Genomic DNA, 11489 nt, shown 5'->3' on the forward strand with positions numbered 1-11489 from the left:
GGTCTCAGCGCGTTTCGGCAAGGTGGCATCGTACATAATGGTCGTCCTTCAGTTGGGTGACGGGCGGCAGCGTGCCGCGGCAGATCTCGCGCATCTGGGGGCAGCGCGCGGCAAAGGGACAGCCCCGGCTGTCGGGACGGCGGACCGGGATCTCGGCGCGCCTGGCCTGCGGGGGCTGGGCCTGACGGCGGCGGCCGGGTTGCGGGACCGCGTCCAGCAGCAGGCGCGTATAGGGGTGGAACGGGGTCTGCGTGACGCTGTCGCTTTCGCCCCATTCGACCATATGGCCCACATACATGACCGCCGTGCGTTCCGCGAAATAGCGCGCGGTGGCGATGTCATGGGTGATGTACATGAAGCCGATCCCGTCGCGCTTCATGTCATCCATCAGGTTCAGGATGCCGAGCCGGATCGACACGTCCAGCATCGAGATCGGCTCATCCGCCAGGATAAATTGCGCCCCCACCGCGACGGCCCGCGCGATGGCCACGCGCTGACGCTGGCCGCCCGACAGCTCGTGCGGGTATTTGTCGGCGGTCTGGGCGGCGGGCGACAGGCCCACGCGGGTCAGGGTGGCGATGACCTGATCCTCGATCCGGGCGGAGGACAGGTCCGGGTGATGCAGGCGCAAGGGCCGCGCGATGTGGTGGCGGATCGTGTGGACCGGGTTCAGCGAGCCGAACGGGTCCTGAAAGATCATCTGGACCTTGGCCGCATAATCCCGCCGCGAGGGCTGTCGCCCCGGCGCCAGGATGTCATGCCCATCGACCAGGATGCGCCCGGCGGTCGGTTTCACGATGCGGCTGATGGCGCGGGCGGTGGTGCTCTTGCCGCTGCCGCTTTCGCCGACGATGGCCAAGGCCTCGCCCGCGCGGAGCGTCAGGCTGACATCATGGGCGGTGCGGATATGGTCGCGCCGGAACAGCCCGCCGCCGACGGGAAAGTCGATCATCAGGTTCTCGACGCGGATCTCGCTGATCTGGGTCATGCGGCATCCTCGCGCGCTTGGGTCAGCAGGTGGCAGGCGGCGCGATGGCCGGGGCAGCCGGGCACGGCGGCCAGCGCGGGCTCGACCCGGTCGCAGGGGGCGAAGCGCGCCGGGCAGCGGGCCTGGAAATTGCAGCCCTGCGGCAGTTTCAGCAGGTTCACCGGGCTGCCGGGAATGCCGGTCAGCCGGGTCTTGGGGCCGTGGATTGTCGGGAAGGACCCGACAAGCCCCTGCGTATAGGGGTGGCGCGGATCGTCCAGCACCTGCGCGGCCGTGCCGGTCTCGACCAGATTGCCCGCATACATGATGCCGATGCGGTCGCAGATCTCGCCCATCAGGCCCAGATCATGCGAGATGAACAGCGTGGCGAAGCCATGCTCGCGCTTCAGGACGGCCAGTTCGTCCATGATCTCGCGTTCCACGACCACGTCCAGCGCGGTGGTGGGTTCGTCCATGACGATCAGCTTCGGCTCCAGCGCCAGGCTGATGGCGATGACGACGCGCTGGCGCATCCCCCCCGACAGCTGGTGCGGATAGGAGGCCATGCGCCCGCGCGCGATGCCCACCTGTTCCAGCAGCGCCTCGCCCCGCGCCCAGGCCTCGTCATGGCGGACGCGGCGATGGGCCAGGATCACGTCGGTCAGCTGCTCGCCGATGGTGATGACCGGGTTCAGCGCGTTCATCGCCGATTGGAACACCATCGAGACCTGGTTCCAGCGGAACGCGCGCAGCTCGGCATCCGTCATGGCCAGCACGTCGCGGCCCTGAAACAGGATGCGCCCTTCGGTGACCAAAGCGGGCGGCGTGTGCATCCGGGTGATGGCAAAGGCCAAGGTCGATTTCCCGCAGCCGGATTCGCCGGCAAGGCCGAAGGTCTCGCCCGGATGGATGTCCAGCGACACGCGGTTCACCGCGCGGGCATCGCCCGCCGCCGTGACGTAATCGACGGATACCGATTGCAGGGACAGAAGCGGCGCGGTCATGCCCGGCCCTCCCGGCGCTTGGCGTCCAGCGTGGCGGCCATGCGGCGCCAGCGCTTCATCTGCGGGCCGGTGCGCAGGCGCGGGTTCGACACCTGGTCGATCGAGATGTTCAGAAGCGCCAGACCCCCGCCCACCAGCGCGATCAGCGTGCCGGGGACCAGAAACTCCCACCAAGCGCCGACCAGGAAGGCCTGCGAGCTTTGCGCCCAGTAGAGCATCGTGCCCCAGCTGACCACGGTCGGATCGCCGAGGCCCAGAAACTCCAGCCCCGCCTGCGCGCCGATGGCGTAAAGCGCGGTGCCCACGAACATGCCCGCGGCCAGGCTGATCAGGTTCGGCAGGATCTCGACCGCGATGATGCGCCAGCGGCTCTCGCCCATGATCTCGGCCGCGGTGACGAATTCCTTGCGGCGCAGCGACAGGGTCTGGGCGCGCATCACCCGCGCCCCCCAAGGCCAGGAGGTCAGCCCCAGGATCACCGCGATCACGAAGGGCCCGACATTGCCCAGGAATGCCGCGAGGATGATCAGCAGGGGAAGCTGCGGAAAGACCAGCATGATGTTGGTGACCGCCATCAGGCCTTCGTCGATGCGGCCGCCCGCATAGCCCGCGCCGACCCCCACGGCCAAGGCGATTGCGGTGGTCAGCCCGGCCGCGGCCAAGGCCACAATCAGCGACACACGCCCGCCATGCAGCGCCTGCGCGGCCACGTCCTTGCCCGCGCGGGTGGTGCCCATGATATGTTCGGCCGAGGGCGGCTGATGGGGCCGGCCCACGCGCCGGTCGGGATCATGGGGCGAGATCAGCGGTGCCGCCAGGCACAGCGCCACCACCAGCGCGATCAGCGCACTGCCGATGATGCCGGCATTGTTGCCGCGATAGAACCGCGTCAGGCGGGACAGGATCTTGGTCATGGCGGCCTCCTCAGCTGCGCAGACGGGGATCGAGCCAGACATAGAGCATGTCGGCGATGAAATTGGCGGCCAGCACCCCCAGCACGATCAGCAGGAAACAGGCCTGCATCAGCGGATAATCCCGCGCCGCGACCGCCCTGACGATCAGCTGACCGATGCCGGGATAGTTGAAGACCGTCTCGACGAAGACCTGCCCCGCCACGGCAAAGCCGAGCGCCATCGAGGCGGCGGTGACCACCGGCAGGATGGCGTTGCGGGCGGCATAGCGGCGCATGATGCGGTTCGTGGGCAGGCCCTTGGCGCGGGCCATGGCGATGTAATCCTCGCCCAGCACGTTCACCATCGCGTTGCGCATGGTGAAGACCCAGGTGGCGATCATCGAGATCAGCAGCGTCAAGAGCGGCAGGACCGCATGCATCACCACGCTGGCCACGAAATCCAGAGACCAGCCGGGGCGCAGGTTCGGGTTGAAGCCGAAACCCAGGGGAAACCAGCCGAGCGTCAGCGCAAAGATGAAGAACATCGCCAAGGCGGTCACCGCCTGCGGCATTGAGGCCGCGAACTGCCAGATCACCGGCGCGAAGCGGTCCACGCGCCCGCCCCGGTGATAGGCCGCGTAGAGCCCGAAGCCGCAGCCGATCCCGATGGCCAGCACCGTGGCCGCCCCGGCCAGCAGCACCGTCCAAGGCAGCGTCCCCGCCAGCACCGTCGTCACCGGGGTCGGGAACATCATGATCGACGGGCCCAGATCCAGCATCAGCACGCTGCGCAGGTATTGCAGGTATTGCTGCCACAGCGGCGCATCGACAAAGCCCAGCATCTCGCGATAGGCGGCGATGGTCTCGGGCGGCATCCGCCCGCCGGCTGCGGCGAACATCGCATCGACCGGATCGCCGGGCATCAGCCGCGGGATCAGGAAGTTGAAGGTGATCGCCACGAAGACGGCCACCAGATAGAAGGCGAGGCGACGGATCACGAAGGCCATGGCGGGCTCCCCCCTTTGGCGCGGCTTACTTCTGGTAGAGACGCTCGAAGGCGATCAGCTTGCGGCCCGCGGAATAGAAGACGGGCTGCACGAAGGGATCCTCGGCTGTGGGCCAGCCGCCGATGCGGGTGCTGTTGTACTGATACCAGGTCGGGTTCGAGAACAGCGGGATGAAGGGCAGGTTCTCGCCCGTGAAGGTCATCAGGCGGTCCAGGATGTCGCGCCGCTCGGCCTCGTCGGTGGTCTGGCCATAGGCGTCGATCAGCGCGCCCAGATCGTCCGAGGCCATGCCATGGCCGGCATGCCAGCTCTGGCCCACGCGGTCGGGGTGGTAATAGTCGTTATAGGTCTGGATCGGATCGACCGCCGCCAGCGACCAGGACATCGAGGCGTCATAGGTCCCCTCCTTCAGCGCCGCGTCATAGACCGACCAGTCGACCGAACGGACCTGCGCGGTGATGCCGATATCAGCCAGGTTCTCGGCGATGATCTGGGCGGACTGGATCCAGTCGGTCCAGCCGTTCACCACATGGATGTCGAAACCGATGGGCGTGCCGTCCGGCAGTTCGCGCCGCCCGTCGCCGTTGCTGTCCAGATAACCCGCCTGATCCAGCAGCGCGTTGGCGGCATCGGGGTCGTAGGTCAGGAGGCTCTCGAACTCAGCGTCCAGATCGTCGTTGAGCCAGGCCTCGAAGTAATCGCCCAGGCCTGTGGCGCGCGTGGCGACGGTCGGATAGCCATAGCCCGCCAGATCGACGATCGCCTCGCGGTCCATCGCCATGGACATGGCGCGGCGCACATCGGCGTTGTCGAAGGGCGCGCGGGCGGTGTTCACATAGAGGTTGATGAGGTCGTTCGGCGGATACCAGTAGCGGTGGTTCTCCGGGTCGCGGGCGACGAAGGTGCGGTCGATATCGGCGATGAAATTGGCGCCCCAATCGATCTCTCCGGCCATCAGCGCGGGCTGGATCTGGGAATTGTCGGAATATTGCCGGAAGCGGATGCAGTCGAGGAACGGCAGCCCCTCGGCCGCGCGGTAGTAGTTCGGGTTGCGGCAGATCTCGATCTGGTTCGACTGCGCCGAGACGACCTCGGTGATCGGGCCGGACCCGACCGGGTTCGGGTTGCGGAAGGTCAGCTTGTCCTCGACATCGGCCCAGATGTGCTGGGGCACGATGAAGGCGGGCTCCAGATACCAGTCCAGCGTCGAATCCGGGCGTGACATGTTGATGCGCACGGTCAGCGGATCGACCACCGCGACGCCCGCGATCAGCCCGTCGGACCATTTGCCCGACTTGTCCAACGCCGCATCCGTCTGACCCAACGCCAGCGAGAAGGCCACGTCCTCGGCATCCAGAACCTCGCCATCCGACCAGGTCAGGCCGTCCTTCAGCCGGATCGTCATGGATGTCAGGTCATCGGCATAATCGAAGCCCTCGGCCAGGCGGAATTCCACCTCGCGGGTCATGACGTTATGGACCCAGAGCGGCTCGAACATGGTGCCGCGGACCATGTCCTCCTGCGCGTTCGAGAAGGGGTTGAAATCATCCGTCAGCGTCGGCGCGATGATGGGCACGGTCAGCGTGCCCCCCTGCGCGGGGGTCTGCGCCAGCGCAGGGCCGGTCAGCAGCGCGGCGCAGGTGGCCGTCAGGATGAAATGGGGCCGGGTCTTGGGTCGCATGGTGATCCTCCTTCTCTGCAACGGGAATCTGTAACGTTGCAGCCGCTCCTGCCCCGCACCTACAACGTTACAGATTGACATGTCAAGCGCGCGGCGCCACAACCGTGTCGCAACGACGCATGGGCATCCGAATGACGACATCACCGAAACGGCGCCCCACCCTGCGCACGATCGCCGATCTCAGCGGGCTGGCGGTGACGACCGTCTCGCGTGCCCTGGGCGACGCGCCGGACATCAGCGCCGAGACCAAGCGCAATGTCCGCCGCATCGCCGATCAGGTGGGCTATGTCCCCGACCGCGCGGGCGTGCGCCTGCGCACCGGGCGCACCAATGTCATCGCGCTGATCCTGCCATCCGAGGATGACGCCCTGACGCTGACCTCGCGGCTGATCGCATCGGTCGCGGCGGGGCTCGGCGGGACGCCCTATCACCTGGTCATGGTGCCCGAACTGCCCGGGCAGACGCTGATGGACCCGGTCCGCTATGTGGTCGAGACGCGGTCGGCCGATGCGCTGATCCTGAACCGCATCCAGCCGCAGGACCCACGCATCGCCTATCTGCGCGACCGCGGCTTTCCCTTCGTCACCCATGGCCGGTCGGACTGGCAGGCCGATCATGCCTGGTTCGATTATGACAACCACGCCTTCGGTCGGGTGGCGCTGGCGCGTCTGGCGGATCGCGGGCGGCGGTCGATCCTGCTGATCGGCCCGCCCCGCGACCAGACCTATGGCCGCGACATGCACGAGGGCGTCGCCGCCGAGGCCCACGACCGCGGCATCGCCCTGCATGGCGAAGACGGCATCTCCAGCGATTCGCCGCGCGAGGCGGTGGCCCGCGCCGTCGACCGCGCCCTGTCGCGCGGGGCCGATATCGACGGGCTGATCGTCGCATCCCCCAGCGCCGCCATGGCCGCCATCGCCGCGCTGGAGGCGCGCGGCCACAAGATCGGCCACAGCATCGACGTCTTCGCCAAGGAGACCTTTCCCGTCCTGGACCTGTTCCGCCCCGGCATCCTGACCCAGCACGAGGACATCGCCCGCGCCGGACAGTTCCTGGCCCGCGCCGCCCTGGCCGAGATCGGCCGCACGGACAGCCCCCCGATGCAGCATCTGGACGGCCCCACCCCCTGACCGTCACGCCACCGTCACCGTCCCGTCCGCAAAAGGTCACGCATCGCCGCTAGACGGCCCCTCGAAGATAGTGAGAGGGCCCATGCTGGACATTCGCAACGCCACCCGCCTGTTCGGCAGCAAGGCCGCCGTGGACGCGGTCTCCTTCCGCGTCGAGGGGCCGGCCTTCGTGGGCATCATCGGACGGTCGGGGGCGGGGAAATCGACGCTGCTGCGGATGATGAACGGGCTGACCCCCGCCACATCGGGCCAGATCCTGGTCGAGGGGCGCGACGTCGCCGTCCTGACCGGCGCCGCCGCCCGCGAATGGCAGAGCCATTGCGCGATGATCTTTCAGCAGTTCAACCTGGTCCCGCGCATGGATGTGGTATCCAACGTGCTGCACGGCATCCTGAACCGCCGTTCCACGCTGCAGACGGTGCTGAACCTCTGGCCGCGGGCCGACATCCTGCGGGCCTTGGCGATCCTCGACCGGCTCGGCATCGCCGAACAGGCGCCCAAGCGCGCCGAGGCGCTGTCGGGCGGCCAGCAGCAGCGCGTGGCCATCGCCCGCGCCCTGATGCAGGACCCCCGCATCATCCTGGCTGATGAACCCATCGCCAGCCTCGACCCGATGAACGCCCAGATCGTGATGGACACGCTCAAGCGCATCAATGTCGAGGATGGCCGCATGGTCATCGCCAACCTGCACACGCTGGACACCGCGCGGCGCTATTGCGACCGGGTGATCGGCATGCGCGACGGGCGCGTCGTCTTCGACGGCCTGCCCGGCCAGCTGACCACGGGCGTGGCCCGCGACATCTATGGCGCCGACGCGGATTTCAACGAAAGCGCGACCTCGACCGCCATTCCCACCGATACCAGCGCGGATGCCGAATACGCCGCCCGCATGCTGGCCTGATCCCGAAAAACCGGAGAACCCTGATGACCCGTCTGATGACCCTGCTGGCCACCACCGCGGCCCTGGCCACCCCGCTCCATGCGCAGGAGATCACCGAGTTTCGCATCGGCCTGCTGGGCGGCGAGAACGCCCAGGACCGCATGGCGTCGAACGAATGCCTGCGCGCCTATGCCGAGGAGGCGCTCGGCGTGCCGACGCGCCTGTTCACCCCCGCCGATTACAACGGCGTGATCCAGGGCCTGCTGGGCGGGTCACTGGACATGGCCTGGCTGGGCGCATCCGCCTATGCCGCCGTCTTCGTCGCCGACGAGGACGCGGTCGAGCCGGTGCTGGTCAAGACCAACATGGATGGCAGCTATACCTATCATTCGATCGGCTTTGCCCGCGCCGACAGCGGCATCACCTCGCTGGACGACATGCAGGGTCGGTCCTTCGCCTTCGCCGACCCGAACTCGACCTCGGGCTTCCTGATCCCCAATGTCGAACTGCCCGAGGCGGGCTATTCCATGACCGAGGGCGAGTATTTCAGCCGCATCGCCTTTTCGGGCGGCCATGAACAATCCATCATCGGCGTCGTGAACGGCGATTTCGACGCGGGCGTGACCTGGGCCGACGGCCAGGGCGAATGGGAGGACGGCTATAATTCCGGCGCCCTGCGCAAGGCCGCGGATGCGGGCATCGTCGACATGAACGACATCGTCGAGATCTGGAAATCCTCGCCCATCCCGGAAGGCCCGGTGGTGATCCGCAAAGCCCTGCCCGATGACGTCAAGCAGACCATGATCGACCTGGTCGCCGCCATGCACGAGACCGACCCCGAATGCGCCTATGGCATCGCCGCGGGCGAGACCTCGGGCTTCACCCCCGTCACCCACGAGGAATACGAGACGATCATCGCCATCCGCCGCGCCGAGATGAACTGATCCGACCGACCGACACGGCCGGGCCCCATGCCGGGGTCCGGCCCCTTTGCTTTCCGGGGGACGCATGGCACTGGCCGAAATCCGCGACGACTATCTGGGGCTGGTGCGCCGACGCCGCATCTATGGCGGGCTGCTGATCGTCGTCTTCGTGGCGATGATGGTGTCGGGCTTCCGCCTGGCCGATGACCGCAATGCGGGCGGCTTCTGGCAGGGCCTGCACCAGATCGGCGATTTCTCCGCCGCCTTGGTGACCGAGGCCGCGCAGAAATGGACCAACCTGCCCGGCCACATGCTGGCCGCCGTGCCCGCCCTGATCGAGACGCTGAACATCGCGCTGGTCGCCACGCTGATCGGCTGTCTGGCGGGCACGGCCCTGTCGCTGGCCGCCACGCGCGGGCTGGCCCGCTGGCCGCGCCTGGTGCCCGTCGCGCGGCGCCTGTCGGACATCTTCCGCGCCATACCGGAAATCGTGATCGCGCTGGTCCTGATCTTCATCCTGGGCGGCGGCCCGGTCCCTGCCGTCATCGCCATCGCCGTCCATACGGCGGGCGCGATGGGCAAGCTGTTCTCGGAGGTCAACGAGAACGTGGACCTGAAGCCGGTCGAGGGGCTGGCCTCGGTCGGCGCCACCTGGTCGCAGCGCATCTGGCTGGGGGTGATCCCGCAGGTCGCGCCCAACTACCTGTCCTATTCCCTGCTGCGGTTGGAGATCAACATCCGCGCCTCGGCCATCCTGGGCTTCGTCGGCGCGGGCGGCATCGGATACGAGCTGCGCAACGCCATGACCTTCGGGCAGGGCAAGTTCGACCAGGCGGCGGCGATCTTTCTGCTGCTCTTCGCCACGATCGTCGTCGTGGACCAGATCTCGGGCCTGGCCCGCCACCGCCTGACCCACGGAGCCCCCGCATGAGCGCCGCCACGCTGGAGGCGCGCACGGTCGCGCTGATGGACCGCAAGCGCCGCGTGGCGCTGGCCGTCCCCGCCATGATCCTGGCCTATCTGATCTATGCCGCGATCAGCTTCGATCTGGCCGGTCTGGCGCAGCGGGCGCGGCTGGACAATGCCGCAGTGCTGCTGGCCGATGCGGTCAGCCACAAGGTCCATGTCACCCGCGACAACCGCCGCGAGGCCCTGTCCGTCAGCGTCGAGGGCAGCGCCCGCGCGACCTATCCCGCGAAGCGCATCCCCGACTGGATCGCGACGGATGGCGGGCGCACGACCATCGCCTTGGGCCGCGGCCATGTAGTCACCTATGACGGGCCGGTGACGACCTATGACATCCCCGGCTACGGCCCCGTCACGCTGACCGTGGGCGATGAGGTCACGCTGACCACGCCCGACGGCATCACCCCCGATTTCATCAATGCAGGCCCCGCCCGCGTCACCATCACCACCGATGCGGGCCGCGTCACCGCCACTCGCGCCCGGACCGAGACCCTGCGCTATTTCTGGGGATGGGAGCTGTTCTTCTTCGACCTCTCCAGCCCGTTCTCGGGCCTGTCCCCGGCCCAGGTCCTGACCACCATCGTCGCAGGCCCGCCCTTGGTCGAGGGGCGCAGCAACCTGTCCCTGGCCCTGTCCGAGTTCTGGACCAACGACATCTGGCAGCACGGCGCCGTGGCCTGGGCGATCTTCGAGACGGTGTTGATGGCCTTCCTCGGCACGTTCGGTGCGGCCTTCGTGGCGCTGCCGCTGGCCTTCCTCGCGGCGCAGAACTTCACGCCCTCGCGCTGGCTGCGTTTCGCGGTGCGGCGGGTCTTCGACTTCGTGCGCGGGGTGGATGCGCTGATCTTCACCATCATCCTGTCGCGCGCCTTCGGGCCGGGGCCGCTGACCGGCGCGCTGGCGATCCTGCTGACCGATACGGGCAGCTTCGGCAAGCTGTTCTCGGAGGCGCTGGAAAACGTCGACAAGAAGCCCATCGAGGGCGTCCAGTCCACCGGCGCCAACGCGATCCAGCGCTACCGCTTCGGGGTGATCCCACAGGTCATGCCGGTCCTGATCTCGCAGGTGCTGTATTTCCTGGAGAGCAACACCCGCAGCGCCACGATCATCGGCGCGATCACCGGGGGCGGCATCGGGCTGATGCTGACCCAAGCGATCCAGACCACCCAGGATTGGGAAAAGGTGACCTATTACATCCTGCTGATCGTGGTCATGGTCATCGCCATGGACAACCTGTCGGGCTGGCTGCGCCGCAAGCTGATCCGCGGCGACTAACCGACCACCAGCGACACCCGGTCGCCCGCGAACCAGGTGCGCCCGTATTCCACCGGGCGCCCGCCACCATCCACGTTGACCGCGACCGACCGCAGGATCGGCGCCCCCTGCGGCAGCTGCAGCAGCGCGCCCTGCGTGGCGCTGGCCAGCTTGGCGGTGATGCGGGTGCTGGCCCGGGTATAATCCGCGACCCCGCATGCGGCCAAGGCGGCGGTGATCGACTGCCTGTCGCGGGCGGCCTCCAGAAACCCCTCCAGCCGCCCCGGCAGGACGGAGCGGAACAGCGCGACGGGCTGATCGTCGGCCAGCGACAACCCCTCGACCAAATGGACCGGATCGCCTTGGGTCAGGGCCAGGGCCTCGGCCTCCCCGGCGTCGCAGGGGCGGGTCTCCAGCCGGGTGAAGCGATGCGTGCCGCTGCGCCCCGCCGCCGCCAGGTTCTGCGAGAACCGCACCCGCCGCCCCAAGGGATAATCCGTCGGCCGCGCCAGAACGAAGACCCCCGCGCCGCGCCGCGCATGGGTCAGCCCGGCCTCGGCCAGGTCGGCCAGCGCGTGACGGACCGTGTGGCGGTTCACGCCGAACCGCGCCGCCAGCGCCGCCTCCGACGGGATGCGGGTGCCGGGGCGGTAATGGCCGGTCTCGATCTCGGCGCGCAGGGTGGCGGCGATGGCCTGCCACAGGGGGGTGCGGTCGGTCATGAAAACTTCACAAGGTTCCTGTTGAGAAACGGCCCTCGCCGCGCTATCACTTGTCTAGTTGTA

At 68.0% G+C, this 11489-nt stretch carries 11 protein-coding genes; 5 read left to right on the forward strand and 6 right to left on the reverse strand.

Translation table 11 applies throughout. The features are described 5' to 3' along the window. Positions 1-4: 4 nt before the first annotated feature. Genes JHW48_RS10260 through JHW48_RS10280 form a run of 5 tightly spaced genes read right to left on the reverse strand, consistent with a single transcriptional unit; the run spans position 5 to position 5551 of the window. Positions 5-988: an ABC transporter ATP-binding protein gene (locus JHW48_RS10260; RefSeq protein WP_119885444.1), complete on the reverse strand. Its 984-nt coding sequence runs from the start codon at positions 986-988 to the stop codon at positions 5-7. Beyond that, complete coding sequence (locus tag JHW48_RS10265) at positions 985-1971, reverse strand: ABC transporter ATP-binding protein (protein WP_119885443.1); 987 nt, start codon at positions 1969-1971, stop codon at positions 985-987. The genes JHW48_RS10260 and JHW48_RS10265 overlap by 4 nt, the downstream gene beginning before the upstream one ends. Continuing rightward, positions 1968-2885: an ABC transporter permease gene (locus JHW48_RS10270; protein WP_119885442.1), complete on the reverse strand. Its 918-nt coding sequence runs from the start codon at positions 2883-2885 to the stop codon at positions 1968-1970. Before JHW48_RS10270 ends, JHW48_RS10265 begins: the two co-directional genes overlap by 4 nt. 10 nt (positions 2886-2895) lie before the next feature. Further along, entirely contained in the window at positions 2896-3870 is a 975-nt protein-coding gene (locus JHW48_RS10275) for an ABC transporter permease (protein ID WP_119885441.1), read from the reverse strand. A 25-nt stretch (positions 3871-3895) separates the two neighbouring features. Further along, entirely contained in the window at positions 3896-5551 is a 1656-nt protein-coding gene (locus tag JHW48_RS10280; RefSeq protein ID WP_119885440.1) for an ABC transporter substrate-binding protein, read from the reverse strand. A gap of 131 nt (positions 5552-5682) precedes the next feature. Here JHW48_RS10280 and JHW48_RS10285 point away from each other — a divergent pair, with 131 nt between their 5' ends. The 5 genes from JHW48_RS10285 (at position 5683) to phnE (JHW48_RS10305) (ending at position 10725) form a co-directional block, all read left to right on the forward strand. Further along, entirely contained in the window at positions 5683-6681 is a 999-nt protein-coding gene (locus tag JHW48_RS10285) for a LacI family transcriptional regulator (RefSeq protein ID WP_240637736.1), read from the forward strand. A gap of 82 nt (positions 6682-6763) precedes the next feature. Beyond that, positions 6764-7582: a phosphonate ABC transporter ATP-binding protein gene (gene phnC, locus JHW48_RS10290; protein ID WP_119885438.1), complete on the forward strand. Its 819-nt coding sequence runs from the start codon at positions 6764-6766 to the stop codon at positions 7580-7582. A 23-nt stretch (positions 7583-7605) separates the two neighbouring features. Continuing rightward, a complete protein-coding gene (gene phnD, locus JHW48_RS10295) occupies positions 7606-8505 on the forward strand; it encodes a phosphonate ABC transporter substrate-binding protein (RefSeq protein ID WP_119885437.1) in 900 nt (299 codons plus the stop codon). 64 nt (positions 8506-8569) lie between these two features. Further along, positions 8570-9415 carry a phosphonate ABC transporter, permease protein PhnE gene (gene phnE, locus JHW48_RS10300; protein ID WP_119885436.1) on the forward strand — a complete coding sequence of 282 codons (846 nt, stop codon included), beginning with the start codon at positions 8570-8572 and terminating at the stop codon, positions 9413-9415. After that, on the forward strand, positions 9412-10725 hold the full coding sequence (gene phnE, locus JHW48_RS10305; RefSeq protein ID WP_119885435.1) for a phosphonate ABC transporter, permease protein PhnE: 1314 nt from the start codon (positions 9412-9414) through the stop codon (positions 10723-10725). Before phnE (JHW48_RS10300) ends, phnE (JHW48_RS10305) begins: the two co-directional genes overlap by 4 nt. Here the strand turns inward: phnE (JHW48_RS10305) and phnF are convergent. After that, positions 10722-11426 (reverse strand): phosphonate metabolism transcriptional regulator PhnF, encoded by a 705-nt coding sequence (phnF, locus tag JHW48_RS10310; RefSeq protein WP_119885434.1) that lies wholly within the window; start codon positions 11424-11426, stop codon positions 10722-10724. The two genes, phnE (JHW48_RS10305) and phnF, sit on opposite strands and share 4 nt — an antisense overlap. Between the last annotated feature and the right edge of the window lie 63 nt (positions 11427-11489).

It is taken from the genome of Paracoccus aestuarii (genome assembly GCF_028553885.1).
Lineage (GTDB): Bacteria > Pseudomonadota > Alphaproteobacteria > Rhodobacterales > Rhodobacteraceae > Paracoccus > Paracoccus aestuarii.